The organism is Streptomyces sp. NBC_00322, assembly GCF_036147535.1.
Lineage (GTDB): Bacteria > Actinomycetota > Actinomycetes > Streptomycetales > Streptomycetaceae > Streptomyces.
On record NZ_CP108019.1, the window covers coordinates 5,717,003 to 5,743,804 of the forward strand.

At 70.4% G+C, this 26,802-nt stretch carries 22 protein-coding genes and 1 tRNA gene; 12 read left to right on the forward strand and 11 right to left on the reverse strand.

All coding sequences use genetic code 11. From position 1 onward, the window contains the following. Positions 1–61 precede the first annotated feature (61 nt). The gene (locus OG905_RS26195; protein ID WP_328677763.1) at positions 62–259 is read right to left on the reverse strand and encodes a helix-turn-helix transcriptional regulator; all 198 of its coding nucleotides are present in this window, start codon (positions 257–259) and stop codon (positions 62–64) included. Positions 260–473: 214 nt separating this feature from the next. Continuing rightward, positions 474–1,385 (reverse strand): sugar phosphate isomerase/epimerase family protein, encoded by a 912-nt coding sequence (locus OG905_RS26200; protein WP_328677764.1) that lies wholly within the window; start codon positions 1,383–1,385, stop codon positions 474–476. A 129-nt stretch (positions 1,386–1,514) separates the two neighbouring features. Between OG905_RS26200 and iolC the strand changes: the two genes are divergently transcribed. The 5 genes from iolC to OG905_RS26225 are packed head-to-tail and all read left to right on the forward strand — an operon-like array spanning position 1,515 to position 7,761. Further along, positions 1,515–2,570 (forward strand): 5-dehydro-2-deoxygluconokinase, encoded by a 1,056-nt coding sequence (gene iolC, locus OG905_RS26205; protein WP_328677765.1) that lies wholly within the window; start codon positions 1,515–1,517, stop codon positions 2,568–2,570. Beyond that, positions 2,567–3,451 carry a Cgl0159 family (beta/alpha)8-fold protein gene (locus OG905_RS26210; protein ID WP_328677766.1) on the forward strand — a complete coding sequence of 295 codons (885 nt, stop codon included), beginning with the start codon at positions 2,567–2,569 and terminating at the stop codon, positions 3,449–3,451. The genes iolC and OG905_RS26210 overlap by 4 nt, the downstream gene beginning before the upstream one ends. Before the next feature lie 16 nt (positions 3,452–3,467). Then, the gene (gene iolB, locus OG905_RS26215) at positions 3,468–4,358 is read left to right on the forward strand and encodes a 5-deoxy-glucuronate isomerase (protein ID WP_328677767.1); all 891 of its coding nucleotides are present in this window, start codon (positions 3,468–3,470) and stop codon (positions 4,356–4,358) included. Then, complete coding sequence (iolD, locus tag OG905_RS26220) at positions 4,355–6,235, forward strand: 3D-(3,5/4)-trihydroxycyclohexane-1,2-dione acylhydrolase (decyclizing) (protein WP_328677768.1); 1,881 nt, start codon at positions 4,355–4,357, stop codon at positions 6,233–6,235. Before iolB ends, iolD begins: the two co-directional genes overlap by 4 nt. Before the next feature lie 26 nt (positions 6,236–6,261). Then, positions 6,262–7,761 (forward strand): CoA-acylating methylmalonate-semialdehyde dehydrogenase, encoded by a 1,500-nt coding sequence (locus OG905_RS26225; RefSeq protein WP_328677769.1) that lies wholly within the window; start codon positions 6,262–6,264, stop codon positions 7,759–7,761. Between the two features lie 55 nt (positions 7,762–7,816). On the opposite strand, the gene OG905_RS26230 is transcribed toward OG905_RS26225, so the two are convergent. The 3 genes from OG905_RS26230 to OG905_RS26240 form a co-directional block, all read right to left on the reverse strand. Further along, the gene (locus OG905_RS26230) at positions 7,817–8,182 is read right to left on the reverse strand and encodes a hypothetical protein (RefSeq protein WP_328677770.1); all 366 of its coding nucleotides are present in this window, start codon (positions 8,180–8,182) and stop codon (positions 7,817–7,819) included. A 168-nt stretch (positions 8,183–8,350) separates the two neighbouring features. Next, positions 8,351–9,538, reverse strand: a complete 1,188-nt coding sequence (locus OG905_RS26235; RefSeq protein ID WP_328677771.1) for a S8 family peptidase — start codon at positions 9,536–9,538, stop codon at positions 8,351–8,353. Between the two features lie 186 nt (positions 9,539–9,724). Next, on the reverse strand, positions 9,725–10,141 hold the full coding sequence (locus OG905_RS26240) for a GNAT family N-acetyltransferase (RefSeq protein ID WP_328677772.1): 417 nt from the start codon (positions 10,139–10,141) through the stop codon (positions 9,725–9,727). A gap of 133 nt (positions 10,142–10,274) precedes the next feature. Here OG905_RS26240 and OG905_RS26245 point away from each other — a divergent pair, with 133 nt between their 5' ends. Both OG905_RS26245 and OG905_RS26250 read left to right on the forward strand, forming a co-directional pair. Then, positions 10,275–13,046 (forward strand): alpha/beta fold hydrolase, encoded by a 2,772-nt coding sequence (locus OG905_RS26245; RefSeq protein ID WP_328677773.1) that lies wholly within the window; start codon positions 10,275–10,277, stop codon positions 13,044–13,046. After that, on the forward strand, positions 13,043–13,900 hold the full coding sequence (locus OG905_RS26250) for an ABC transporter permease (protein WP_328677774.1): 858 nt from the start codon (positions 13,043–13,045) through the stop codon (positions 13,898–13,900). The genes OG905_RS26245 and OG905_RS26250 overlap by 4 nt, the downstream gene beginning before the upstream one ends. A gap of 23 nt (positions 13,901–13,923) precedes the next feature. On the opposite strand, the gene OG905_RS26255 is transcribed toward OG905_RS26250, so the two are convergent. Further along, positions 13,924–14,526, reverse strand: a complete 603-nt coding sequence (locus OG905_RS26255) for a DNA-binding response regulator (RefSeq protein WP_328677775.1) — start codon at positions 14,524–14,526, stop codon at positions 13,924–13,926. A gap of 435 nt (positions 14,527–14,961) precedes the next feature. Here OG905_RS26255 and OG905_RS26260 point away from each other — a divergent pair, with 435 nt between their 5' ends. From OG905_RS26260 to OG905_RS26270, 3 genes are all read left to right on the forward strand, one after another. Continuing rightward, positions 14,962–16,548, forward strand: coding sequence for a vWA domain-containing protein (locus OG905_RS26260; RefSeq protein ID WP_328677776.1), 1,587 nt, complete (start codon positions 14,962–14,964; stop codon positions 16,546–16,548). Between the two features lie 475 nt (positions 16,549–17,023). Then, a complete protein-coding gene (locus OG905_RS26265; RefSeq protein WP_328677777.1) occupies positions 17,024–17,494 on the forward strand; it encodes an anthrone oxygenase family protein in 471 nt (156 codons plus the stop codon). 173 nt (positions 17,495–17,667) lie between these two features. Continuing rightward, positions 17,668–18,651 carry a lysylphosphatidylglycerol synthase transmembrane domain-containing protein gene (locus tag OG905_RS26270; RefSeq protein WP_328682613.1) on the forward strand — a complete coding sequence of 328 codons (984 nt, stop codon included), beginning with the start codon at positions 17,668–17,670 and terminating at the stop codon, positions 18,649–18,651. Between the two features lie 233 nt (positions 18,652–18,884). On the opposite strand, the gene OG905_RS26275 is transcribed toward OG905_RS26270, so the two are convergent. From OG905_RS26275 to OG905_RS26295, 5 genes are all read right to left on the reverse strand, one after another. Continuing rightward, a complete protein-coding gene (locus tag OG905_RS26275) occupies positions 18,885–19,205 on the reverse strand; it encodes a GYD domain-containing protein (protein ID WP_328677778.1) in 321 nt (106 codons plus the stop codon). Between the two features lie 132 nt (positions 19,206–19,337). Next, positions 19,338–19,634 (reverse strand): hypothetical protein, encoded by a 297-nt coding sequence (locus OG905_RS26280; protein ID WP_328677779.1) that lies wholly within the window; start codon positions 19,632–19,634, stop codon positions 19,338–19,340. Positions 19,635–19,731: 97 nt separating this feature from the next. Beyond that, a complete protein-coding gene (locus tag OG905_RS26285) occupies positions 19,732–21,765 on the reverse strand; it encodes an APC family permease (RefSeq protein ID WP_328677780.1) in 2,034 nt (677 codons plus the stop codon). A gap of 470 nt (positions 21,766–22,235) precedes the next feature. Then, positions 22,236–22,742 carry a VC0807 family protein gene (locus tag OG905_RS26290; protein WP_328677781.1) on the reverse strand — a complete coding sequence of 169 codons (507 nt, stop codon included), beginning with the start codon at positions 22,740–22,742 and terminating at the stop codon, positions 22,236–22,238. 166 nt (positions 22,743–22,908) lie between these two features. Beyond that, positions 22,909–22,981 (reverse strand) — tRNA-Arg (locus tag OG905_RS26295). 316 nt (positions 22,982–23,297) lie between these two features. Between OG905_RS26295 and OG905_RS26300 the strand changes: the two genes are divergently transcribed. Both OG905_RS26300 and OG905_RS26305 read left to right on the forward strand, forming a co-directional pair. Continuing rightward, positions 23,298–24,905: a dynamin family protein gene (locus OG905_RS26300; RefSeq protein WP_328677782.1), complete on the forward strand. Its 1,608-nt coding sequence runs from the start codon at positions 23,298–23,300 to the stop codon at positions 24,903–24,905. 5 nt (positions 24,906–24,910) lie between these two features. After that, complete coding sequence (locus OG905_RS26305; RefSeq protein WP_443043994.1) at positions 24,911–26,722, forward strand: GTP-binding protein; 1,812 nt, start codon at positions 24,911–24,913, stop codon at positions 26,720–26,722. The last annotated feature ends 80 nt before the right edge of the window (positions 26,723–26,802 follow it).

Sequence of the window (26,802 nt, forward strand, 5' to 3'; positions counted from 1 at the left end):
GGGCGGGGCTCCGGTGGTGCAGGTCCTGTCGGCAGCGCCCGTCGGCGGGGCGTTTCAGCTCTCAGTCCCGGCGGCCCCTGTTCCCGGGGCGATTGGCGACCCACGCACGGATCGTGTCCGCGTACCAGTAGGGCTTGCCGGTCTCCACATGGTCGGGCGGCGGGAGAAGGCCGTGCTTTCGGTACGAACGGACCGTGTCCGGCTGCACCTTGATATGCGCGGCGATCTCCTTGTACGACCAGAGTCTTCTGTCCGTCATATGTGTGGCACCTCCCTGCGTGCGCGGCAGCGGCAGCCGGGGGGCCGTCGGGGGAGCTGCGGCGCGGACGCTGGCGATCACTGAGCCTGTGCCCGTTGAACGACTGCGGGTGACGGGAGGGGTGGGCCTGTTGATCGACTGTGACGGAAGACCCGCGTAATGGAGACATGCGTGATGAGCGGGCGACAACCGTGACAGAAGTGGTGCGTGGGCGTCAGGCACCGCACGAGCGCAGGAAACGGCGTGTCCGCCGGGCGATCGGGAAGGGTTTGTCGGGCGGGCAGGGATACATGTCCTGCTCGACGATGGCGAAGAGTTCGACGTCAAGCGCCTGGGCCGCGGCCAGTACGGGCTCCAGCGCGGGCACCCCGGCCGGCGGCTCGCACATCACACCGCGGCCGACGGCCGGCCCGAACGGCACCTCGTCCGCGACCACTTCGGCCAGGATCTCGGGATCCACCTGCTTGAGATGGAGGTAACCGATCCGCTCGCCGTAGGTCTCGATCAGCTTGACGCTGTCGCCGCCGCAGTAGGCGTAATGCCCCGTGTCCAGGCAGAGCGAGACGAGCGAGGGATCGGTGGCGTCGAGGAAACGGCTGACGTTCTCCTCGCTGTCGATATGCGTGTCCGCGTGCGGATGGACGACGATCTTCAGCCCGTAGCGTTCACGCACCTCGCGGCCCAACCGCTCGGTCTGAGTGGCCAGATCGCGCCATTGTGCGGGTGCGAGGGTGCTGTCCTCCAGCACCTGGCCGGTCTTGTCGTCGCGCCAGAAGGAGGGGATGACGACCAGATGCTCCGCGCCCATCGCCTGTGTCAGGGCCGCGATGTCCGAGACATGTGCCCAGGTCTTGTCCCAGACGGCGGGCCCGTGGTGCAGGCCGGTGAAGACCGTTCCGGCCGAGACCTTCAGGCCGCGACGGGCGGTCTCCTCGCCGAGGCGGGCGGGGTCGCTCGGGAGATAGCCGTACGGGCCGAGCTCGATCCATTCGTAGCCGGCCTGGGCGACCTCGTCGAGGAAGCGATGCCAGGGGACCTGCTGAGGGTCGTCGGGGAACCACACCCCCCAGGAGTCGGGGGCCGAGCCGACCCGGATGCGGTTCAGGGAGGGGACGGATGAGGTCATGCCGGTCAGCTTTCCGGCCGCCGGAGAAGGGTGTCAAGAGTTCGTCCGAATGTAAGGACAAAATGTTGACAGGGCTCAGGAAGGAGCACTAGACCTGGGTGCAGTCGGCGTCGAACCGAAGGGACGCGCATGCCTCAGCCGTACGACGTGATCACGATGGGACGGATCGGGGTGGACCTCTATCCGCTGCGGACCGGGGTCCCTTTGGCGCAGGTCGACACGTTCGGAAAGTTCCTCGGCGGCTCGGCCACGAATGTCGCGGTCGGGGCGGCCAGGCTCGGCCGGCGGACTGCGGTGATCACCCGCACCGGCCAGGACGCCTTCGGGGACTATCTCCACCAGGCACTCCGGGAGTTCGGCGTCGACGACCGCTGGGTGACGCCGGTGGCCGAATACCCGACTCCCGTCACCTTTTGCGAGATCTTCCCGCCGGACGACTTTCCTCTCTACTTCTACCGGCAGCCCAAGGCCCCCGACCTCGAGATCCACGAGCACGAGCTGGACCTGGCGGCCATTCGCGAGGCGCGCGTGTTCTGGATGACGGGGACCGGTCTGTGCGCGGAGCCGAGCCGTACGGCGACGCTGGCCGCGCTCGCCCACCGGGACAGGTTCGGGACCACCGTCTTCGACCTCGACTGGCGGCCGATGTTCTGGAAGAACCTGGACGAGGCGCGGCCGTACTACGCCGAGGCGCTCGCGCACGCGACCGTCGCCGTCGGCAATCTGGAGGAGTGCCAGATCGCCACCGGCGAGCGTGAACCGTATGCCGCAGCCCGCGCGCTGCTGGCCGCCGGGGTCGAGCTCGCCGTGGTCAAGCAGGGGCCCAAGGGGGTCCTCGCCGTTCACCGGGACGGTACACAGGCCGAGGTTCCGCCGGTCCCGGTCGAGGTGGTCAACGGGCTTGGCGCGGGAGACGCGTTCGGCGGGGCTCTGTGCCACGGGCTGCTGTCCGGCTGGGAGTTGGAGCGCATCATGAGGTACGCCAATGCCGCAGGAGCGATTGTCGCCGCGCGCCTCGCCTGCTCCACCGCGATGCCGTACGCCGCCGAGGTCGACCAGGTCCTCTCCGGTGACCCGGTCCCGCCGTCCCCGACCCCACCGCCGTCGCGGTCCGGGCTCGGGCCTGTCCCGCCGCCCGGCGAGGCGCCCGCGCTCGGGCCGGTCCCGCCCGGAGCCCTGTCGTGAGCCCCGTCGACATCGCCGAGCTCGTCGGGATCCGCACCCGCCACCCCGAGGCCGTCGCCGAAGCCGCATCCCGGCGGCGCAGGCGGCCCCGGCTCATCGGCGAGAGCGGACGCCTGATGATCATCGCCGCCGACCATCCCGCCCGCGGCGCCCTCGCCGTCGGCGAGCGTCCACTCGCCATGGCCAACCGCCTCGATCTGCTCGAACGGCTCTGTCTGGCGCTCTCCCGCCCCGGCGTCGACGGCGTACTCGCCACCGCCGACATCCTCGACGACCTGCTCCTCCTCGGCGCCCTCGACGACAAGGTCGTCATGGGCTCGATGAACCGCGGCGGCCTGGCCGGCGCCACCTTCGAGCTCGACGACCGGTTCACCGGCCACCGCCCCCGGGACCTGGACCGCCTCGGATTCGACGCGGGCAAGCTATTGCTCCGTATCGACTACGAGGACCCGGGCTCGCTCGACACCCTGCACGCCACCGCCCGGGTCGTCGACGAGATGGCGGAGCGTCAGCTTCCCGTCTTCATCGAGCCGTTCATCTGTCACCGGATCGACGGACAGCTCCGCAACGATCTCAGCGCCGAAGCGGTTACCCGGTCGATAGCGATCGCGTCCGGGCTTGCAGGCACTTCCGCGTACACCTGGCTGAAGGTCCCTGTCACCGACGACCCCGACGACATGGCGTCGGTGATGGAGACCTCCACCCTGCCCGCGGTCCTTCTCGGGGGAGAGATCGGCGACGACCAGCACGGCGCGTACGAGAAATGGCGTGGTGCGCTGCAACTGCCCACCGTCCAAGGACTCGTGGTGGGACGCTCGCTGCTCTATCCGGTCGACGGAGACGTCGCCGGTGCGGTCGATACGGCCGTAGGACTGCTGTAGGGGGTACGGAGAAGTCATGAGCGACCACGACGACCAGAAGCAGTACCTGCGGGCGGGCAGCGCGGCCGACGGGCCCTATGCCCTCCGGATCGACCCCGAACAGGCCGGCTGGGGGTACTCCAGCCTGCGTGTACTGGAGCTGAAGCCTGGCGGTTCACACTCCCTCGTCGCCGGAGACAGTGAGTGGATCGTGCTGCCGCTCACCGGCGGTTGCACGGTGCAGACACAAGGCGAGATCTTTGAACTGCAGGGCAGAGAAAGCGTGTTCGGCGGAGTGAGTGACTTCGCCTATGTCCCGCGAGATGCCCATGCACAGATCGCCTCCGGTGCGGGAGGCCGCTTCGCCCTGGCAGGAGCGAAGTGCGAGCGACGACTCCCCGCTCGCTACGGCCCCGCGCCGGAGGTTCCGGTCGAGCTGCGCGGCGCGGGCAGCTGCTCGCGCCAGGTCAACAATTTCGCCGCGGCCGACACCTTCGACTGCGACAAGCTGATCGCGGTCGAAGTGCTCACACCCGGCGGCAACTGGTCTTCGTACCCGCCGCACAAGCACGACGAGCACCGCCCCGGCGCCGAGTCCGAGCTCGAGGAGATCTACTACTTCGAGATCGACCACGACGGCATGGGCTACCACCGCGTCTCCCCGTCGAGGCCCGGCGGTACGGACGTGCTGGCCGAGGTCCGCACCGGCGACGCGGTTCTCATCCCCGACGGCTGGCACGGCCCGTCCATCGCCGCGCCCGGCTGCGACATGTACTACCTCAATGTCATGGCGGGCCCCGGCGCCACCCGGGAGTGGCTGATCTGCGACCACCCGGACCACGGCTGGATCCGCGACACCTGGCCGGCGCAGCCCGTCGACCCCCGCCTTCCCCTGTACGACGCCGGAACCGAAGAGGGTGCCCGATGAGCAGTACGCGCCGACTCACCGTCGCCCAGGCCCTCGTCGCCTTCCTCGCCCGCCAGTACAGCGAGCGCGACGGCCGCCGCCACCGCCTGATCAACGCCACCTGGGGCATCTTCGGCCACGGCAATGTGGCCGGACTCGGCCAGGCGCTCCTGGAGTCCGGAACAGACATGCCGTACATCCAGGGCCGTAACGAGCAGGCGATGGTGCACGCCGCCGTCGGCTACGCCCGCCAGTCACGGCGCCTCTCCGCCCACGCCGTGACCACCTCCATCGGCCCTGGCGCCACCAACCTCGTCACCGGCGCGGCGCTCGCGACCATCAACCGGCTGCCCGTCCTGCTGCTGCCCGGCGACATGTTCGCGACCCGCCCCGCCGACCCGGTCCTCCAGCAGCTCGAACTCCCCTATGCGGGCGATGTGTCGGTCAATGACGCCCTGCGACCGGTCTCGCGCTATTTCGACCGGGTCACCCGTCCCGAGATGCTCATTCCGGCTGCCCTGCAGGCGATGCGCGTCCTCGCCGACCCGGCCGACACGGGAGCCGTGACGCTGGCACTGCCGCAGGACGTGCAGGCCGAGGCGTACGACTGGCCGGAGGACTTCTTCGCCGAGCGCCTCTGGAGGGTGAGCCGCCCCCGGCCCGATCTGGACGCCCTCGAAGCGGCCCGCCGCGCGCTGGCATCCGCCCGCCGCCCCCTGATCGTCGCGGGCGGCGGCGTCCACCACAGCGAGGCCGAGGAAGCGCTGCGGTCCTTCGCCGGCGCCACCGGCATCCCGGTCGCCTCCACCCAGGCGGGCAAGGGGTCGCTGCCCCACGACCACCGCTGTGACGTCGGCGGAATCGGCCACACCGGCACCGCCACGGCCGACGAGCTCGCCCGTACCGCCGACCTCGTGATCGGCATCGGCACCCGCTGGTCCGACTTCACCACCGCCTCCGCGACCCTCTTCCAGAACCCCGCCGTCCGCTTTCTCAACATCAACATCACCGCCTTCGACGCCCACAAGATGGCCGGACTCTCCCTGATCGCGGACGCCCGCACCGCCCTGGACGAACTGGCCTCGGCGCTCGGCACCCGCTTCCGCGTCGAGCCCGCCTACGCGACGGAGTACGGCGACGACAAGGAGCGCTGGGAGCACCGCGTCGATGCCGCCTACGAGGCCGAGGACCCGGACACCCGCCCCACCCAGCCCCAGGTGCTCGGCGCACTCGACGCGCTGGTCACCGGCGACGACATCCTGATCAACGCGGCGGGCTCGCTCCCGGGCGACCTGCACAAGCTGTGGCGCGCCCGTTCCGCGGACCAGTACCACGTCGAGTACGGCTACTCCTGCATGGGATACGAGATCCCGGCGGCCATCGGTGTCGGCATGGCCGCGCCGGGACGACCGGTGTGGGCGCTCGTCGGCGACGGTACATATCTGATGAACCCCACCGAGATCGTCACCGCCGTCCAGGAGAACATCCCGATCAAGGTGATCATCCTGCAGAACCACGGATACGCCTCGATCGGCGGCCTCTCCGAGTCGGTCGGCGCCGAGCGTTTCGGCACCGCCTACCGCCACCGCTCCGCCGACGGTACGTACACCGGCGCCCCGCTCCCCGTCGACCTGGCCGCCAACGCCGCCTCCCTCGGGCTGCGCGTGATCCGTGCCAAGACGGTGCGTGACCTGCGCGAAGCGCTTGCCGAGGCGCGTGAGGCGGACGTCCCCACAGGTGTCTACGTCGAGACCGAAACGGCAGACACTGTGTCGGGCGCGCCACCGGCGCAGGCGTGGTGGGATGTTCCGGTGGCCGAGACCGCGACCCGCCCGTCGGCGGTCAAGGCCCGGGAGGAGTACGACCGGCAAGTCTCAGCCCGACGCCGCCATCTGTGACGCCGCCATCTGCGAAGGAGCACGAAATGAAGACCGTCAACCACTGGATCGGTGGCAAGACCGTCGAGGGCGCGTCAGGCAACTGGGGCCCGGTCACCGACCCGGCGACCGGCGCCGTCACCACCCAGGTCGCCCTCGCCTCGGCGGACGAGGTCGACGCCGCCGTCAGCGCGGCGAAGGAGGCGTACGCCACCTGGGGCACGGCCTCGCTCGCCCAGCGCACCTCCATCCTCTTCCGCTACCGCGCACTGCTCGACGCGCACCGCGACGACATCGCCGCGCTGATCACCGCCGAGCACGGCAAGGTCCACTCCGACGCGCTCGGCGAGGTCGCCCGCGGTCTGGAGATCGTGGAGCTCGCCTGCGGCATCACCACCCAGCTCAAGGGCGAACTGTCCACCCAGGTCTCCAACCGGGTCGACGTCTCCGCGATCCGCCAGTCGCTCGGCGTCGTCGCCGGCATCACGCCGTTCAACTTCCCGGCGATGGTCCCGATGTGGATGTTCCCGCTGGCGATCGCCTGCGGAAACACCTTCGTACTGAAGCCCAGCGAGAAGGACCCCTCGCCCGCGAACTTCCTCGCGGAGCTGGCTGCCGAGGCGGGCCTGCCCGACGGCGTGCTCAATGTCGTCCATGGCGACAAGGTCGCGGTGGACGCGCTGCTCACGCACCCGGACGTCGCCGCGGTCTCCTTCGTCGGCTCCACGCCGATCGCCCGCTACATCCACGCCACCGCATCCGCCAACGGCAAGCGCGTCCAGGCGCTCGGCGGCGCGAAGAACCACATGCTGGTCCTGCCCGACGCGGACCTGGACGCGGCCGCGGACGCGGCGGTCTCGGCGGCGTACGGTTCCGCGGGCGAGCGCTGCATGGCCATCTCCGCGGTCGTGGCGATCAGCTCCGTCGCCGACGAGCTGGTGGACAAGATCCGCGAGCGCGCCGAGAAGATCAAGATCGGCCCCGGCAACGACCCCGTGTCCGAGATGGGCCCCCTGATCACCAAGGCCCACCGTGACAAGGTCGCCACCTATGTGACGGGCGCGGCGGCTCAGGGCGCGGAGGTCGTGCTCGATGGCACCGGCTACACGGTCGACGGCTTCGAGGACGGCCACTGGATCGGCCTGTCGCTGCTCGACAAGGTCTCCACGGACTCCGACGCGTACCGCGACGAGATCTTCGGCCCGGTGCTGTGCGTGCTGCGCGCGGACACCTACGAGGAGGGCCTGGCCCTCATCAACGCCTCCCCGTACGGCAACGGCACGGCCATCTTCACCCGCGACGGCGGCGCCGCACGCCGCTTCCAGCTGGAGGTCGAGGCGGGCATGGTCGGCGTGAACGTGCCGATCCCGGTCCCGGTGGGCTACCACTCCTTCGGCGGCTGGAAGGACTCGCTCTTCGGTGACCACCACATCTACGGCAACGACGGCGTCCACTTCTACACCCGCGGCAAGGTCGTCACCACCCGCTGGCCGGACCCGTCGGAGGGCCACATCGGCGTGGACCTGGGCTTCCCGCGCAATCACTGAGTCCGCATAACGACTCGGTCCGCACGGACGCCTCGTCCGTGCGGGCCAGGTTCGTTCAGTACCTCTCGTCCAACGCGCTGACGAGAACCCGGAGTTCGCGCGCGGCGCGCCGCGGCAGCGCCAGCATCGCGCCCTCGAGATTCTCACGCGCCCGAAAGGGATCCCCGCAGCACAGCCACTCCGTGCAGCCGGGATAACGCGGGTCCCAGAGCCGGTGGTCCGGCTCGTACACGAAACTCCGCCACCGCCGCAGTGACTGGCCCACGTCGCCGGGCCATAGGTAGTTACGGGTCTCCTCGATCCGGACGATCTCGCACAGAGTCCGGCGCGAGAGCCCGAGGATCGGGTTCAGCGTGTTCCTCCGGCAGCAGCGCAACACCTCGACCTCGGCGCGCACCCGCCCGGGCCGCCTACGCGGCATGACCCCCAGGGTTCTTCATCGTCATGCGCCCGATGCTGCCAGGCCGGTCCCGCCCGCGGCCAGTGGATTTCGGCCCTCGCAGGGGTGAACGCCGCTGCCCGAGGAGCGCCCGTACCCGGCTGGGCAGGAGCTCCTCGGGCAGTTGACCGATCAGAAGAGCCGGCTCGGTTAGAACAGCGAGTACAGCAGCTTGTTCGGGGAACCGGTCCGCGGGTCCTGGACCTTGCCCGTCGTCGCGCCGTTCACGAGCGCGTCCCTGACCTGAGACGGGGTGGCCGTCGCGTGCGTCGCCAGATACAGCGCCGCGACGCCCGCCGTGTGCGGCGTCGCCATCGACGTTCCCGAGATCGTGTTCGTCGCCGTGTCGCTGTCCTTCCACGACGAGGTGATGTTCACGCCCGGTGCGAACAGGTCAAGGCACGTCCCGTAGTTGGAGAACGACGCCCTCCGGTCCGTGTTGTCCGTCGCGCCGACCGTGATCGCCTCGGGGACTCGGGCCGGCGAGTAGTTGCACGCGTTCGCGGGAAGGCCGAGGAAGTTGCCGTTGCCCGCGGCGATCGCATAGCTGACGCCCGAGGCGATGGACTTCTTCACCGCGTTGTCCAGCGAGGTGTTCACCCCGCCGCCCAGGCTCATGTTGGCCACGGCCGGCTTCTTCGCGTTGGCGGTCACCCAGTCGATTCCCGCGATGACCCCGGCCGTCGTCCCGGAGCCCTGGCAGTTCAGGACGCGTACGGCGATGAGCTTGACGGCCTTGGCCACGCCATACGTCCTGCCGCCGACCGTGCCTGCCACATGCGTGCCGTGGCCGTTGCAGTCCTGGCCGTTCTGGCCGCCGCCCACGGTGTCCGTGCCGACGCTCGCGCGGCCGCCGAACTCGCTGTGGGAGGTGCGGATCCCGGTGTCGATGATGTACGCGTTCACGTTCGACGCGGTGGTCTTGTAGGTGTACGACTTCGACAGCGGCAGGTCCCGCTGGTCGATGCGGTCGATGCCCCAGGTGGGGTTGGCCTGGGTGTCGTTGAGGCGGACCGTGGCGTTCTGCTCGACGTACGCCACGCGCGGATCGGCGGCGAGCTTCGCCGCCTTTTCGCCGGACATGGTCGCGGAGAAGCCCTGGAGAACGCTGCGGTAGGTGAGTTTCGGTGTGACGCCGAGATCGGCGGCGCGGGTCGAGCCGTTCTTGAGGACGACAATCCAGCTGTTCTGTACGGCAGTTGCAGTGGGAGCGAGACGAAGATCGCCGAGGGACGCGCTCTGCGCGGTGGGGGAGGCGGCGAACTGGAGACCGGCGGCAAGGGCGATTACGGGTATCAGCGCCCCGAAGCGTCGGGCAGTGGCTCTCATCTCGTGCACCTACCTTTCGTTGACCGATGACGGACAAGTACGGGCGTGCATGGTGCCAGGAGCCGCATATGCGCTGACCAGGGTCTCGTGACGTGACCTGCGACACAAGACAGCATCGCCACTTGCCGCATGACGGATCCACACATTGTGAACACGCATAAGGTCACAAATCGCCGCTCGCGCCCCCGGTGTTCACTACCGGGCCGGGAACTCCCAGGTGAGCATCGCGAACACCCCGTCGTCCTTCGCGCCCGCCGAGCGGTATGTCGCCAGCGCCGGGTCATTGTCCGTGTCCACGCCGACCCAGAGGTCGTAGCAGCCGCGCTCGCGCGCCACCTCACGCAGCGCCTCGACCAGGGCCCGTCCGATGCCGCGCCTGCGATACGGCTCGTCCACCGACAGTTCGTACAGACACATCTCCGTGCCCTTGTCGGGGTGGAGCATCTCGATGCCCGAGACCATTCCGGCCGGCGCCTCCTCGACATAGGCGATCAGCATCAGATGCCCGGGCGCCGCCAGGAAACGCTCCGCCCACTCCGCCCGCACCGGCCCGTCATAGAGATGCTCGGCCGCGACGAGCTCGGCCACCGTGGTCGCGCGCCGGATGTCCATACGGGTCCCTTCGGGGCGGCGGTGCATACCGCGTCTGGTGTACGAGGACCGTACTGCGTACTACTCGAGGAGGCTCAGCAGTTCCGCCTGGCGGCAGCCGAGCGAGCACAGGGATCCGCTTAGGGTTTCAAGCATGCAGATCCGACTTCCCGGGCCGCGCGGCCGATGGCTCGCAGGCGTCGCCGCCATCGCCGTACTCGCCGGCGCGGGCACCTGGACCGCGGTCGCCGACGACGGCGCACCGACCGTGCAGCGTGAGGACCGGGTGCAGGAGATGCCCGGCGCGAAGATCGACACCTCCTACTTCACGACGGGCGGCAAGGAGCGCCGTCCCGCCGTGCTCCTCGGCCACGGTTTCGGCGGCAGCAAGGACGACGTACGCGCCCAGGCCGAGAAGCTGGCCCGCGACGGATACGCCGTACTGACCTGGTCCGCCCGCGGCTTCGGCACATCCACCGGGCAGATCGGGCTCAACGACCCCGACTTCGAGGTCAAGGACGTCTCGCGGCTCATCGACTGGCTGGCGAAACGGCCCGAGGTGCAGCTGGACGCGAACGGTGACCCGCGCGTCGGCGTCACCGGTGCCTCCTACGGCGGAGCCATCTCGCTGCTCGCCGCCGGATACGACAAGCGCGTCGACGCCATCGCCCCCGCCATCACCTACTGGAACCTCTCCGACGCGCTCTTCCCGGACGGCGTCTTCAAGAAGCTCTGGGCCGGGATCTTCTTCTCCACCAGCTCCGGGGGCGCACCGGGCACCTCCGAAGACCGGCCCGCCGACACACCCGCCGACGCACCTGCCGGGGACACGCCCCCGGGCGGTGCCGGGCCTCAGGGTGCAGCCGGAGCGGCCACCCCCGCGGGCCCCGCCAACCCGGGCGGCTGCGGACGCTTCCAGCCCGCGTTGTGCGCGATGTACGAACGCGTCGCCGTTGCCGGAAAGCCCGACGCCGCCGCCGAGCAACTCCTTGAGCGCCGCAGCCCCTCCGCCGTCGGCGAGCGAATCAAGGTGCCCACGCTGATCGTGCAGGGCCAGTCCGACTCCCTCTTCCCGCTGGCACACGCCGACGCCATGGCCAAGCGGATCAGCGCCAACGGCGCGCCCGTCTCCGTCGACTGGATCGTCGGCGGCCACGACGGCGGCGACCGGGAGACGGGCCGGATCGAGTCCCGGATCAGCGACTGGTTCGACCGCTACCTCAAGCAGGACAAGGGCACCGACACCGGACCCGCCTTCCGCGTCAGCCGTACCGGAGGCATCGACTCCACCGACGGCCAGGCGCTGTTGCGCGGCGCGACCGGCGACCGCTACCCGGGGCTCGCGAGCGGCGCACAGCCGATCGCGCTCACCGGCCGCGAGCAGAGCTTCTCCAACCCGGCGGGCGCCACCCCGCCCGCCATCTCCGCGGTCCCCGGCCTCGGCGGCGGCCTCGGTCAGCTCTCCTCCCTCGGTCTCGGTCTCGGTCTCTCCCTCGACTTCCCCGGCCAGTTCGCACGCTTCGACTCCGAGCCCCTCCAGCAGTCCCTGCGGATCACCGGCTCGCCGACCGTCAAGGTCAAGGTCACCTCCTCAAGCGGTGAAGCGGTTCTGTTCGGCAAGGTCTACGACGTCGGGCCCGACGGCCGTGAACAGGTGCTGCCCTCCCAGCTCGTCGCCCCCGTCCGCGTCGAGAACGCCAAGCAGGGCAGGGACGTCGCACTGACCCTGCCGGCCGTGGACCATCAGGTCGACGCCGGACACCGGCTGCGGCTGGTCCTGTCCGCGACCGACCTCGGCTATGCGTCCCCGGCCGCCCCCGCCACGTACACCGTCGCGCTCGTCGGAGGCGGCACCCTGGCGGTGCCCACCGCACCCGCCGTGAAGACCCAGGCCGCGGGACTTCCCTGGTGGACCTGGGCGCTCCCGGCCGCGGGCGCACTGATCGCGGCGGCGCTCCTGCTTACCGCCCGGCGCCGGGTCCTCGCCCCGGCGCCCGACCCCGAGCTGGCCGAAGTGCCGCTGGAGATCACCGGCTTGACCAAGCGGTACGCCAAGTCCGCCGACCGGTATGCCGTACGGGAGCTGTCCTTCCGCGTCGAGAAGGGCCAGGTCCTCGGCCTGCTCGGCCCCAACGGCGCGGGCAAGACCACCACCCTGCGCATGCTGATGGGTCTCATCCGGCCCGACGAGGGCGAGATCCGGGTATTCGGCCATGCCATCCGCCCGGGCGCGCCCGTCCTCTCCCGGGTCGGCTCGTTCGTCGAGGGCGCGGGCTTCCTGCCGCATCTCTCGGGCCGCGACAACCTGGAGCTCTACTGGCAGGCCACCGGCCGCCCCGCCGGCGATGCGCATATCGAGGAGGCCCTTGAGATCGCGGGTCTCGGCGACGCCCTCGCCCGCGCCGTACGCACCTACTCGCAGGGAATGCGGCAGCGCCTCGCCATCGCCCAGGCCATGCTCGGCATGCCGGATCTGCTGATTCTCGACGAGCCGACGAATGGACTCGACCCGCCCCAGATCCGCGAAATGCGGGACGTGATGATCCGGTACGCGGCCGCGGGCCGCACGGTGATCGTCTCCAGTCACCTCCTCTCCGAGGTCGAACAGTCCTGCACCCATCTCGTGGTCATGGACCGCGGCCGGCTGGTGCAGGCAGGACCGGTCGCGGAGATCACCGGCGAGAGCGACACCCTGCTCGTCACCACCGCCGAGGAGATTGCGGAGCCGGTGGTCGAGAAGATCGCCGCGCTGCCGGGAATCGGCTCGGCGTCCCGTACGGACGAAGGGCTGCTCGTACGCCTCGACGGGGCCACGGCCACCGGCATGATCGCCGAACTCGTCCGTCTGGATGTGCCGTTGACGGGCGTCGGTCCGCACCGCCGCCTGGAGGATGCCTTCCTCACCCTGATCGGAGGACCCGCATGAGCACGCTGGCCGAGTCGGCCCCGGGCTACCGGGGGCGGCGCACCCTGCCGCTGCGTGTCGAGGCCGTACGGCAGCTGAAGCGCAGGCGGACGCTGGTCATGGCCGGGGTGCTGGCCGCGCTGCCCCTCATTCTGATCGCCGCCTTCGCGATCGGCGGCACCCCGGACGGCAGGGACAGCGGCCGGGTGACCCTGATGGACACGGCCACCGCGTCCGGGGCGAACTTCGCGGCCACGTGTCTGTTCGTCTCGGCGGGCTTCCTGCTGGTGGTGCCGGTGGCGCTGTTCTGCGGCGACACGGTGGCGTCGGAGGCCAGTTGGTCGTCCCTGCGCTATCTCCTCGCGGCGCCCGTGCCGCGCACCCGGTTGCTGTGGTCCAAATTGGCGGTGGCGCTCGGCTTCAGCGCGGCGGCGATGGTGCTGCTGCCGCTGGTGGCTCTGGCGACGGGCACCATGGCCTACGGCTGGGGGCCGCTGGAACTGCCCACGGGCGGCTCCCTTGACACCGGCGACACGCTGCCGCGTCTGGGGCTGGTCGTGGCGTTCATCTTTGTCTCCCAACTGGTCACGGCCGGGCTTGCGTTCTGGCTGTCCACCAAGACCGACGCCCCGCTGGGCGCGGTCGGCGGCGCGGTGGGTCTGACGATCATCGGCAATGTGCTGGACGCGGTCACGGCGCTCGGGTCATGGCGTGATGGGCTGCCCGCGCACTGGCAGTTCGCATGGATCGACGCGCTCCAGCCACAGCTGGAGTGGAACGGCATGGTGAAGGGCGCGGCGGTCTCGGTGACGTATGCACTGGTGCTGTTCGCGCTCGCCTTCCGGAACTTCTCCCGCAAGGACATCGTGTCCTAACGGGTGTCCGGCGAGTCGTATCGCTACAGCCAGCCCCGACGAGCCGCTTCCGCTCCCGCCCGGAAGCGGCTCGTCGTGCCGAGAGCGGTGAGCAGTTCACCGACGCGGCGGCTGTACGTACGCCCCGACATGCCGAGCCGGACCGCGGCCGCCTCGTCCGTGAGCCCGGTCAGCATGGCGTGGAGCACGGACTGCAGATGGGTCGGCACGGGACCGACCACCATATGTCGGGTCGGATCATCACCCGTGTCCCACCAGGTGCGGTGCGTGCGGACCAGGGTCTGGACGACAACGGGATCGCGGATCAACAGCACGCCGTTGTAGTGCAGTTCCAGATCGAGCGGCACGGCAGCGACCGTGCGGTCCGCGACCACCATCTTGAACGGAATGGAGTCCGTCACCCTGACCGCGCCGGGGCAGCGTAACGGCTCCCGCATATGAGTCAGCCCCTGCCGGGGGGCGATACGCCGGACCGCCGCGGTCTGCCCGGTGGCCGAACGCACGCAGGCGCCGGCGAATTCGAGGAACCGCTCCGGAATGCCCTGGCCCAGCGCACCTGCCGGGTCGTCGAAGCTGAGGAGCTCACGGCGTGCGGAGCGGACCAGCCCGGTCAGGGCCGCTCTCACCTGTGCCACTCCTTGAACAGGCTGCCCAGGCGCGTCGCGCAGAACAGACCGTGAAACCTCTGGACCGAGCACGGAGCCCGGAACCACCCCCACTGCCATCGCAGATCATCCCCCCGCCATCCACGCAGACATACGGTCCGTCCCCTTCGGACTCGTATGCCACTCCATGTACGCACATGAATGCACATGGTGACAAGAGCCTGGTCGGGGACTGGCGAGTCCTTGCCAGTCCCTTCGTTTCCGAGCGGTGGCCGGTCACGCTGGAGGCAGGAGAGATGAGTGCGAGCAGCAGAGCCACTGAGGGAGTTGCCCTTCCCGGCCGGGGGCAACTCTCGCCCGCCGTTGCCGCATTGAGATTCATCCGCAACTCCTTCGACTGCTCCCTGGAGCCGTCTCGGACGTCACATTCACAAGTGACGATCCAGGGGAGCCCAGATGAAGCTCAGCACACGGACGTACAGGGGAGCGGCGGCCGCGATACTGGCCGGCGGCATGCTGCTGACCGCGGGCTGCGGGGCGGGCGGCCAGGCCGACCGGGCCTCTCGAAGCGGCGAGCAGAGGGCGAACGACGGCTCGAAGCCCGCACCCGCGCCGATCGCGCCGGACGGTGGAGGAGGCGCACCTGCGGAGGGGGTTGACGGCGGGTCGGAAGGACAGCGAAAGGACGACGCGCTCCAGGATTCAAGGCCCGCGGCCGACTATCTGTCCACCTTCGCGCTCGACGTCGACACCGCCTCGTACGGCTATGCCCGCCGCACACTCGCCGACGGACAGCGGCCGCAGCCCGGTGACGTCAGGCCCGAGGAGTTCGTCAACAGCTTCCGGCAGGACTATCCGCGGCCGAGGGGCGACGGCTTCTCGGTGACGGTCGACGGCGCGCGGCCCCGTGGTGCCGAGGGCGAAGTCGACGGGGAGGACTGGTCGCTGGTGCGCGTGGGGCTCTCGACCCGCCCCTCCGACCGCACGGGCGAACGGCCGCCCGCCGCCCTCACGTTCGTCATCGACATCTCCGGCTCCATGGCCGAGCCGGGCCGCCTCGACCTCGTCCAGGAATCGCTGGGGATCCTCACCGACGAGCTGCGCGACGACGACTCGATCGCCGTCGTCACCTTCAGCGACGAGGCCGAGACCCGGCTGCCGATGACCCGGCTCAAGGGCAGCCGCGAGCGGATCCACTCGGTGATCGACAGCTTGGAGCCGACCGACTCCACCAATGTCGAGGCAGGCGTGCGGACCGGCTACGACGAGGCGGTCGAGGGCCGTCGCCGCGGAGCCACCAATCGCGTTGTGCTCCTCTCCGACGCCCTCGCCAACACGGGGGAGACCGACGCCGACGCGATCCTCGACCGTATCGACGACGAGCGTCGGGAGTACGGCATCACACTCTTCGGCGTGGGCGTCGGCAGCGAGTACGGCGACAAGCTGATGGAGCGGCTCGCCGACAAGGGCGACGGCCACACGACGTACGTCTCGACCAGCCAGCAGGCCAGGAAGGTCTTCGTCGACCAACTGCCCACCCATATCGAGCTGCGCGCACGGGACGCGAAGGCGCAGGTGGCCTTCGACCCGAAGACCGTCAAGCAGTTCCGGCTCATCGGCTACGAGAACCGCGCGGTCGCGGACGAGGACTTCCGCAACGACCGTGTGGACGGCGGCGAGGTCGGCCCGGGCCACACGGTGACGGCGCTGTATGCGGTACGGCTGCGGGAGGGCGCGAGCGGCCATGTCGCGACGGCGACCGTCCGCTGGCTCGACCCACGGACACGCGCCCCGCACGAGCAGACGAGCTCGGTCGAGACGGACGCGATCGACGGCGCGCTGTGGGACGGAGCCTCCAAGAGGCTCCAGGTCACGGCGGTCGCGGCGTACTTCGCCGAATCGCTGAGGGGCGGCTCGATGCCGGGCGCGCCGGGTCTGGGCGAACTGGCCGAGCGGGCGGGGACGCTGGCGAAGTCGACGGAGGACGGCGCGGTGCGGCAGTTGGCGGAGGCGATCAGGCAGGCGCAGAAGCTGCGGGACTGAGAAGAGGGCGAGACGGCGCGGGCGTCGGGCTGCGCCCTGACGACGGCGCGGCGGTGGTCGGGCTGTGCCGTGTGCCGTGTGCCGTGTCCCGGGTGCTGGGCGCGCTGCCGGGCAGGTGGGTTCGGGTGCGGCCCGGCGGAGCGACCGGGCAGGTGGGTTCGGGTGCGGCCCGGCGGAGCCGCCGGCCAGGCGGGTCGAGGTCAGCCCGGCGGCGGCCTCGCAAGCGGGCCCGGCTCCAGCCTCGTGGCCCGGCCCGGCTCCAGCTGCAGCCCGGCGGCGCGGGGTCGCCTGCCTGTCGCCTGTCGCCCTTCGCCTGTCGCCTTGGGCAGGAGGCGGACGGCCTGGCCGCGCCGCCCCGTACTGCGGTCCACCCCGGGGTGCGGGCCGCTCCAGCCCAACTATCCGGACTATCGGGCGCGCAGCTCCGCCGTTACGGTGCTGCGTCGGCGAGTCACGGAGGGACATGATGTGGGCCATGGCCTCCCTTCTGCTCGCCCTCGCCATCATCTCCACCGGTCTGTACGCGGGGTTCATGCTGACCTTCCGGACCGGGGTCATGCCCGCTCTCGCCCGGCTGTCCGACGACCAGTTCCTCACCGCCATGCGCCGGATCAACGAGGTCGTACCGCGCCCGCTCTTCCTCCTCATCTTCTTCGGGATCATCGCCTTCCCGGCCGCGGCCCTCGCCGTCCCCGTCGACGGGCGCACGGACACCCAGCGTTGGCTGATCGTCGTGGGCCTGGTGTGCGCGGTCCTCAACCACCTCGTCACCGTCGTCGGCAACATCCCGCTGAACAACGCCCTCGCGACGTCGGAGAACGACCCCTCGGCCGGACCCGACAGCGAGGTCCGCGCGGCCTTCGAGCCCCGCTGGAACGTCCTCCATCTGATCCGCACACTGTTCACGATCGCGTCGTTCGCCCTGCTGGTCAGTGCCGCGCTGTAGCGACGTGACAGCACCGGTGCCCCCAGAGGCCACCGACGTATCCGCTGGATGTCGGGTTCGCGACACCGGAATGTCGCGCGAGAGGGGCAGGTTCCCGGGCAGCCCTCCCGCCTCGTACCGCGATGGCGCCGCGAGGCGGGCCCCATGAAAGAAGGACGGCCGAGAACGTGGCCATGCCCGATACCCTCCCCCTCCCCCTGCAACGGCACCCGCTGAACCGTCTGCGGCAGCTGCCCGTCCGCCGGATCATCTGCTTCGTCCCGTTCGTCCTGGTTGCCGTCTGGGCGGTCGGCAACTGGCCCCTCGTGGCCTCCGGCGTCAGCCGCCTCGGCGGCGCCGACATCAGCTGGCTGCTCATGGGCGCCGTCGTCACCGGACTGTGCTGGGTGGCGGCGTCCTGCGTACGCCAGGGAACCGTGGTGGAAAGGCTCCCCACCGGGCGCCTGCTCGCCTCGCAGTTCGCCGCCGGAGCCGCCAACCACTTGCTCCCGGCAGGACTTGGGGCGCATGTGGTCACCCTGCGCTTCCTTCGGGGCTGCGGCATTCCGCTGGACCGTTCGACGGCCGCGCTCGCCCTCTACAGCCTGGTCGAGGCGGTCGCCAGGATCGGACTGCTCCTCGGACTGGTGCTGGCCTTCCCCGACGCGCTGCGGCTCGACGAGCTCGTACCGCCGGGGAGTACGGTCCCGACGGCGCTCCTCGTCGCGGTCGCCGTGATCGGAGCGGCGGTGATCGTGCTGCTCTCGATACCGCGGCTGCGCCGCTTCGTCGCCGGATTCCTGCGTACCGCGCTGACCGACGCACGCGCCCTGCACAAGCGGCCCGCCCGGGCGCTGGCCCTGTGGGGCGGCGCGCTGGCCTTCCCGCTGCTGCAGGCAGCCGTGCTGGTGTGTGTCGCGCTTGCCCTTGAACTGCCGGTTTCGTGGCCGTACATCGTGATCGCCTATCTGGCGGCGAGCATCGCGGCCGGTTTCATTCCGGCTCCGGGCGGCATCGGCTCGGTCGAGCCCGCCCTGGCCGTCGCCCTCGTCACGGTCGGTGCGCCGCTCGTGGTCGCCACCGCGACGGTTCTCGGTTTCCGTTTCCTCACCGTATGGATGCCGCTGCTGCCGGGGGTTGCGGTGCTGGCCGCGCTGGTGAGGTGGCGGGTGCTCTGAGCCGTACGGACAGGCCTAGGCGCTTCGCGGTTGAAGGCATGGCCACCAGGCCGATGCCCGCCGCCGGCCAGGTGAGAGCGAGGGGGAGCACGACGAGGATGCCGATGGCCGCGATCCACTCGGCGACGGTGGCGTATGCGTGGCGCCAACGCGCCATGAAGGTGCACACGAGGGCGCAGGAGACTCAGCCCCTGCCGCCCGATGCGGGTCGTCGCATGGGTTGAGCGCGTGTGTCAGGCACCGGGTGCGCGGTACTCCACCTTCTGACGGGCCGCTTCGTCGATCTCGTCGGCCGTCAGCAGGACGACCGTGTTCGTGCGAACGCCACCGGCCGCCGAGGTGGCCAGGCCCATGGCCGCGGCGGAGGCGTTGCCCGGCAGGTCCGCGATGACGTAGACGTCCTCCTCGCCGAACGCCCAGTACATGGATTCGACCTGGCCTCCCAGGCCCTGAACCATGCGTTCGACGACCTTGCGGCGCGACGCGGCACCTTCCTTGAGCATGCCCTTCAGGCCGTCCACGGTCAGCGTGACTCTGAAAAGGTATTTCGACATCGGTCTCCGCCCTTCGGCATTGCCCCGATCTTTGCCCCTTACCCGAATTCTCCTCCGCCTCGCGTCCTCCGTCGCGGCGAAGGCTGCCCCGGTGCCAGAGCCGCGACCGGGATTCCGGAGACCGCGCGCCGGCTACCGTGCGGGGGCGGCGAGTTCACGCCCGCGGTAGAAGCCTTCCCGCTCCTCGACGACGTACGGGGCCATGGCTTCGTGCCGCCGCGTCTCCGCCTCGGAGGCCCGCCAGGAGTCGCATGCCTCCTTGGTGTCCCAGAACGACACCCCGGTGATCTCCCGGCCGTCCTCGCTCCAGTACGCGTAGGCGTAGCGCAGAGCCTGCGGATACGGATCCGGGCGCCAGGCGCTCTCGAACTCCTCCAACGCGCCGGGCTTGATGCGGCGCGTCGTCACCCAGACGAATAGCTCCTTCATCGCAGCCTCCTCCGGAACGCCCGGTTCGGCCTGACGGCGTCCTCTCCAAACCACCGTAGGTCGGCGCTGCCGCTCGCGCCTCCTCTCCGCGGAGCGGCTAGTGATGCGTGCTGACGTCGTCGCTCGTGGGCGCCGTCGTGGGTTCTCCGCGGCGTACGGAGCCGGGGGCGCGGGCGGCAGGGTGGTCGGCGCGGGCGGCGGAGGACAGCTGCCAGGGGACGCTGGTCACCATCACGCCGGGGGTGAACAGCAGGCGGCTCTTGAGCCACAGCGCCGACTGGTTGTGCAGCAGGTTCTCCCACCAGTGGCCGACGACGTACTCGGGGATGAAGACAGCGACCACGTCGCGCGGGCTCTCGCGCCGTATCGAGCGCACGTATTCCACCACCGACTTGGTGATCTCGCGGTAGGGGGAGTCGAGGACCGTGAGCGGGATGTCGATGCCGTAGTCCTCCCACTGCCGTTGGAGTGCGGTGGAGGCGTCGCGGTCGACCGCGACGGTGAGGGCTTCCAGCCGGTCGGGCCTGAAGGCGCGTGCGTAGGCCAGCGCCCGCAGGGTCGGTTTGTGGATGGTGGACACGAGCACGATGGCCAGCACCCGGGAAGGCCGGACCATCTCGCTGCGCGGGTCGGTGACCGCGAGTTCGGCCGCGACACTGTCGTAGTGGCGGCGGATTCCGCGCATCATCACGAACAGCACGACCGCCGCCAGCACCGCCAGCCACGCGCCCTGGGTGAACTTGGTGGCCAGCACGATGACCAGGACCAGGAAGGTGATGACCGCGCCGGTGGCGTTGATGACCCGCGCGACCTGATGGCGGCGGCGCATCGCCTGATCGGGCTCGGTGCGCAGCTCGCGGTTCCAGTGCCGGACCATGCCCGTCTGGGAGAGCGTGAAGGAGGTGAACACGCCCAGGATGTAGAGGTGGATGAGGCTGGTGACATTGGCCTTGTAGCCCCACAGCAGCAAACCGGCCACGATCGCCAGGGCCAGGATGCCGTTGGAGAACGCGAGCCGGTCGCCGCGGTTGTGCAACTGGCGTGGCAGATAGCGGTGCTGGGCGAGAATCGAGGCGAGCAGCGGGAAGCCGTTGAAGGCGGTGTTCGCGGCGAGGATCAGGACCAGGGCGGTGGCGGCCTGGATGAAGTAGAAGCCCACGCTGCTCTCGCCGCCGAAGACGGCGGCTGCCAGCTGCGCAATGACCGTGCGCTGCGTGTAGCCCTCGCAGTCGGTCAGCCCCGTCAGCCGGCAGGAGTCGTCGGTGATGTGCACCTTGGCCACGATGGCGAGCGTGGTGACGCCGACGAACATCGTGATGGCGATGATGCCCATCGCGGCCATGGTGGTCGCGGCGTTCTGGGACTTGGGCTTGCGGAAGGCGGGCACGCCGTTGGAGATCGCCTCCACGCCGGTCAGTGCCGTACAGCCGCTGGAGAACGCGCGCAGGACCAGCATCACCAGCGCGAGGCCCGCCAGGTTCGCGTCCCCGGGCTCCGCCTTGATGCCGTAGGCGGCGCTTTCGGCCACCGGCGCGTCACCCATCAGATAGCGGAACAGGCCGGTACCGACCATGATCAGTACGCCGCCGATGAACAGGTAGGTCGGGGCGGCGAACAGTTGGCCGGACTCGCGTACACCGCGCAGGTTCATCGCGGTCAGCAGGGCGACGAAGATCAGCGCCATCAGCACCCGCTCGTCGGCCAGTTCGGGCACCGCCGAGATGATGTTGTCGACGCCGGAGGCGACCGATACGGCCACCGTCATCACGTAGTCGACCAGCAGCGAGGCTGCGACCACCAGGCCGGCCGACGGGCCGATGTTCGTCGAGGCCACCTCGTACGATCCGCCGCCGCTCGGATAGGCGTGCACCACCTGGCGGTAGGACAGCACCACCACGGTCATCAGCACCACGACCGCGGCCGCGATCCAGGGCGTGAAATGCAGATACGCCAGGCCGCCAAGGGTGAGGACCAGCAGGATCTCCTGGGTGGCGTACGCCACCGAGGACAGTGGGTCGGAGGCGAAGATCGGCAGAGCGAGACGCTTGGGCAGCAGCGTCTCGCCCAGCTCCTCGCTGCGCCTTGCCCGGCCGATCACCAGCCGCTTGAGTATCCCGGTCACGTTGAGCACGGCGCGAGCGTAAGCCGCTCCACCGGCCGGAAAGCACCGTCAGAGGGGTCTGAGGGGATCAAGAACTCGTTAGGATTCCCCGAGGCTTCGGACAAATGGCGCAATTTCTCCGATGAGGGTGGCCGGCCGGCCGGAACCAGCCACGCTGGCCCGCGCGCTGGCCCGCCTCGCAAACGGCTGCGCGCCTCGAGCCGTTCCATCAGGTCGCCATCATTCGGCGCACGGTGCGTAGCGATGGCCCAGCTGGTGCCGAGCGGGACGGCAGCCGCCCAGACCCGGTCCAAGAGCGCGACCAGTCCGGCGACCGAGCCGGGGCCGGTGAGCCGCACCGCGCACTTGCGTGATTCCACGGCGGACGTACGCCGACCGCCGCCGATCTCGCCCAACTCCCGCTGTGTCGAGGGGAGAAGCAGGAGGCGTTGCGCCTCTACTCACCCGTATTCATCCGCGACGGCACGGGCCCGGGCCGCTCAGGCCGCCCCGGGCTCCTGCAACTGTGCGGCGGCCATCCTGGCGCGCCCCTTCTTCCCGGTCTGGATCGTGGACGTCATGAGCCCGGCCAGCACCACGAACGGCAGCACATTCGACACCCCGACCATCGTCCCGGTGTCGAGTGCGTACGTGAGCGCGATGCGCACCGCGGACTCCACCAGGAACGCCACGCCCCAGACGACCGTCAGCCGTCGCTGGCTGCTGCGGAAGCCGGGATACGCGTCCCAGGAGCCGTTCCAGCGCGCGATTCCCTCCGCGGTCCCGTCGGTCGCGAACTTCCGGCCGAAGTAGAACATCATCGGCCGCGCCAGCAGCAGCGATCCCAGGAACGCCAGCCCCAGCAGGCCGGTCAGCGCGGAGTCCTTGACGAAGACGAGCTTCTCGCTCTTGAAGGCGAACGCGCTCACGGCGCTCAGCAGCACCTCGGAGTGCAGGCCCCGGGGATCGTAGAAGATCAACTTCCCGCAGAAGCCGGCTTTGCTCATGCTTTGCGGCCTCCCCGCCCAAACCATGAGGTCCGCAGCGCGAACGAGCCGGACGCCTGGCGGGATCCTGCCGGTTTGCCCCGGCGCTGCGCCACCGTCGCTAGGGTTCCTCCGACCTGCAAAAAATGCCCTCCACGAGGGAGGGCCGTGCATCGGTCGGGAAGAGTGCCCCCGGCAGGACTCGAACCTGCGGCCAAGCGCTTAGAAGGCGCCTGCTCTATCCACTGAGCTACGGGGGCCGAATGGTGGCCTCGGTGGCCTGGAGCCCACGTCGGGTGGTCCGTGACCTTGCCGGGGACAAGGATAGGGCTCCGATCGCCTTGACCCCGTTGCTTCACCTGCGTGGCACGATGTGGAGGTTCAGTGAAGCGAACCGATAATCGCAGGCAGGCGCGATTCACGCACCGCTTTTAGCGCCTCGCGTCTCGGGTGTTGTGCACTCGTTATGCCTGCGCCCCACTCGCCCCATGTGTCCCGTCTGTCCGACCGGCGCGCAGGGAGGGCTATACGCTTCAAAAAGCCACTTAAATTGGGCATTCTTCGCATGTGGTGACCTTGGATGCACGGCCTCAGCTGATCGACGCACTCTCCGCCCTCCGCGACCGTGTCGCCGCCGTGCGTCTCCCTCTTCCCCTTCCTGGCGCCCCGCGCGCTCGGCAGACGCGTACCGAGCTGCTCGCACAGCTCGACGACTATCTCGTGCCCCGGCTCAAGGAGCCCGAAGCGCCGCTTCTCGCCGTCGTCGGCGGATCCACCGGAGCCGGGAAGTCGACCCTCGTCAACTCCCTTGTGGGGCGGCAGGTCAGCGAGGCCGGGGTGCTGCGGCCCACCACCCGTACGCCGGTGCTCGTGTGCCATCCCGACGACCACCACTGGTTCACGGGAATGCGGGTCCTGCCGCACCTCACCCGCGTATGGCTCCCCCAGCAGGACGAGACCGAAGGGGAACAGGACGGTACAGGCGAGGCGGCCGACGCGCAGAACTCCCTGCGGATCGAGACCGCCGCCGGCCTCCCCCGGGGGCTCGCGCTGCTCGACGCGCCCGACATCGACTCGCTCGTCGTCGAGAACCGGCTGCTGGCCGCCGAGTTGATCTGCGCCGCCGATGTGTGGGTGATGGTGACGACGGCCTCGCGGTACGCGGACGCGGTCCCCTGGCATCTGCTGCGTACCGCCAAGGAGTACGACGCCACGCTGGTCACCGTGCTCGACCGGGTGCCCCACCAGGTCGTCGCGGAGGTCTCGCGCCAGTACGCCGCCCTGCTGACCAAGGCCGGACTCGGTGAGGTGCCGCGGTTCACGATCCCGGAGCTGCCCGAGTCGGCGGGCGGCGGCAACGGGCTGCTGCCCACCACTGCCGTCGCCCCCCTCTTCGCCTGGCTGGCCCACCGGGCGCAGGATCCGGCGGCCCGCCAGCAGGCACTGGCACGTACCGCGTCGGGCGTGATCGATTCGCTCAACGCCCGGATGCCGGAACTCGCGGCCGCGGTGGCGGGGCAGTACGCGGCGGCCGTACGGCTCACCGGCGCGGTCGAGGACGCGTACGACAAGGAGCGCGAGCGGGTACGCGGACAGCTCCGGAGCGGTGCGGTCCTCGCGGGCGACGCGCGGACGCGCTGGCGGGGCTTTCCACGCGACAGCTCCGCGGGCGAGTTGCTGGACGCGCTGGTCGGCAGCCTGTCCGCGCTGCTGCAGTGCGCCGTCGCCGCCGCCGACGAACGCGTCCAGGACGCCTGGCGGCGCGAGCCCGCCGCGGAGGCCGTCCTCGCTCGGGGAGGGCGGCCGGATCTGGAGTCGGCGGAACGGATCGGGATCGCCGTGCGCCGCTGGCGGCGGGAGCTGGAGGAGCTCGCCGACGAAGAGGTACGCCGGCTGGAGCTGAATCTCCCGCCCGACGCCGAAACCGTGGCCGCACTGATCGCGGCCGCACTGCTCGGCGGCAGGCGCGCACGCGGAGCTGGGGAGCGGCTCGCCGAACGGATCGGCGCCAAGGGCGCGCTGCGACTGCGTGACAAGGGCGGCGAGCTCATGGCGACGTACATCGACGGCGTACTGCACGGCGAACGCGACCGTCGGCTGGCACCCCTGGACGCACTCGAAGTGACCCCCGAGCCGCAGGCCGAACTGATCGCCGCGCTGTCCGTACTGCAGAAGGAGAGGTGACGGTGTTGACCGCCATCACTGACGACGAGAACGAGGCCGCGGACCGCTGGGACGACGGGCTGATCGCCCGGCGCGCGGGCGGGCGCGACGACGGCGGGCTGCGGGATGAGGAGACCGGGGAGGGGACCGAGGAGGAGGTGGGTGAGGAGCACGTCCCGATCGGCGGGGCGTACGTCGGGCCGCTTCGGGTACGCCTCGACGCCCTGCGCGAACTCATCGGCCTGTCACGGACCCGGCTGGACGGGCAGACACTCGCCGAGGCAGGACGTGTCCTCGACGAGGCGGCCGCCCGTCAGCGGCTCTCCTCGCGGCACACCGTCGTCGCCATCGCGGGCGCCACGGGCAGTGGCAAGTCGACGCTCTTCAACGCACTGGCCCAGGTGCCGATCTCGGAGACCGGACTGCGCAGGCCCACCACCACAGGACCGATCGCCTGCACCTGGTCGGAGGGTGCCGCCGGGCTGCTCGACCGGCTCGCCATCCCGCCCCGGCTGCGGCGCAGACCCCTGGCGGGCGGCGCCGAGGAGCTGTCCGGGCTGGTGCTCGTCGATCTGCCCGACCACGACTCGGCACTGGTCCGCCACCGGGAGCAGGTGGACCGGGTGCTGGCACTGGTGGACGCGGTGATCTGGGTCGTCGACCCGGAGAAGTACGCGGACGCAGCCCTGCACGAGCGGTATTTGCGGCCGCTCGCCGGGCATGCGGAGATCACCTTCGTGGTGCTCAATCAGGTGGACCGGCTGCCCGGCGAGGCCGCCGACCAGGTGCTCGACGATCTGCGCCGCCTCCTGGACGAGGACGGCATGGCGCTCGGCGAACACGGCGAACCCGGCGCAACCGTGCTCCCGCTCTCCGCGCTGACCGGGGAAGGCGTCGAGGAACTGCGGGAGATGATCGGTACGTTCGTACAGGAGCGCACTGCTCCGGCCCGGCGCCTGTCCGCCGATGTGGAGGCCGCCGCGGCCAAGCTGCGTGCGGTGTACGTGGCCGACGGCAGGACCGGACTGAGCGAACGCTCGCGCGAGGACTTCGCCGCCCGGCTCGCCGAGGCGATCGGTGCCAAGGCGGCCGGTGAGACGGCGGAGCGCGAGTGGCGCAGGAACGCCGGGCGGGCGTGCGGGACGCCCTGGCTGCGGCTGTGGCGCTGGTACGAGGGCACGCGCACGCCGGGCAGCGGGGCGCCGGAGGCCGCGGAGCCGGTGGAGGAGGAGCTCACGGCGCGCCAACGGGTCGAACAGGCTGTGCGTACGGTCGCGGACGAGGCGGCCGCCGGGTTGCCCGCGCCCTGGGCGCAGGCGGTGCGCGAGGCGGCGGTGCGCGGGGCCGAGGGGCTGCCCGAGGCGCTGGACGAGCTGGCGACGCGGGAGGCGGCGGCAACGAGCGAACGGCCCCTGCGACCGAAGTGGTGGCCGGCCGCGGTACTGGCACAGGCATCGATGACGCTGCTTCAGATCTACGGCGGGCTATGGCTGGTGGGGCAGATCATCGGCGTCCTGGAGCCGGGGCTGCTGACACCGGCGATGCTGATGCTCGCCGGGATCGTGGGCGGGCCGCTGGTGGAGTGGGCGTGCGGGGCGGCCGTACGGGGGCCGGCGCGGCGGTACGGACAGGACGCCGAGCGGCGGCTGCGGGAGGCGGCGGCCGGGTGCGGGCGGGCGAGGGTGCTCGACCCGATCGCGGGGGAGCTCATGCGCTACCGCGAGGTGCGGGAGCAGTACTCGACGGTGTCGTCGGGGAAGGCGGGGGCTGCCGTGGCGGTTCCGGGGGGCGGTTCGGGAAGCGGGCCTGGGGGCGGGTCTGTATGGCTTCAGCGGTGACTGGGGCGAGGGGGGTGAGGGGGTTTTCCACAGAGGGGCTCTCGTCCACAGGCGTCAGCGGGTTCTTCCCGTCCGGTCCA

Coding starts and splice junctions, on each gene's coding strand:
- OG905_RS26260 (WP_328677776.1), top strand. CDS start 14,962: ATGAAGCTCAGCACACGGACGTACAGGGGAGCGGCGGCCGCGATACTG.
- OG905_RS26250 (WP_328677774.1), top strand. CDS start 13,043: ATGAGCACGCTGGCCGAGTCGGCCCCGGGCTACCGGGGGCGGCGCACC.
- OG905_RS26200 (WP_328677764.1), bottom strand. CDS start 1,385: ATGACCTCATCCGTCCCCTCCCTGAACCGCATCCGGGTCGGCTCGGCC.
- OG905_RS26225 (WP_328677769.1), top strand. CDS start 6,262: ATGAAGACCGTCAACCACTGGATCGGTGGCAAGACCGTCGAGGGCGCG.
- iolD (WP_328677768.1), top strand. CDS start 4,355: ATGAGCAGTACGCGCCGACTCACCGTCGCCCAGGCCCTCGTCGCCTTC.
- OG905_RS26245 (WP_328677773.1), top strand. CDS start 10,275: ATGCAGATCCGACTTCCCGGGCCGCGCGGCCGATGGCTCGCAGGCGTC.
- OG905_RS26280 (WP_328677779.1), bottom strand. CDS start 19,634: ATGAAGGAGCTATTCGTCTGGGTGACGACGCGCCGCATCAAGCCCGGC.
- OG905_RS26195 (WP_328677763.1), bottom strand. CDS start 259: ATGACGGACAGAAGACTCTGGTCGTACAAGGAGATCGCCGCGCATATC.
- OG905_RS26275 (WP_328677778.1), bottom strand. CDS start 19,205: ATGTCGAAATACCTTTTCAGAGTCACGCTGACCGTGGACGGCCTGAAG.
- OG905_RS26230 (WP_328677770.1), bottom strand. CDS start 8,182: ATGCCGCGTAGGCGGCCCGGGCGGGTGCGCGCCGAGGTCGAGGTGTTG.
- OG905_RS26240 (WP_328677772.1), bottom strand. CDS start 10,141: ATGGACATCCGGCGCGCGACCACGGTGGCCGAGCTCGTCGCGGCCGAG.
- iolB (WP_328677767.1), top strand. CDS start 3,468: ATGAGCGACCACGACGACCAGAAGCAGTACCTGCGGGCGGGCAGCGCG.
- OG905_RS26290 (WP_328677781.1), bottom strand. CDS start 22,742: ATGAGCAAAGCCGGCTTCTGCGGGAAGTTGATCTTCTACGATCCCCGG.
- OG905_RS26265 (WP_328677777.1), top strand. CDS start 17,024: ATGGCCTCCCTTCTGCTCGCCCTCGCCATCATCTCCACCGGTCTGTAC.
- OG905_RS26270 (WP_328682613.1), top strand. CDS start 17,668: ATGCCCGATACCCTCCCCCTCCCCCTGCAACGGCACCCGCTGAACCGT.
- iolC (WP_328677765.1), top strand. CDS start 1,515: ATGCCTCAGCCGTACGACGTGATCACGATGGGACGGATCGGGGTGGAC.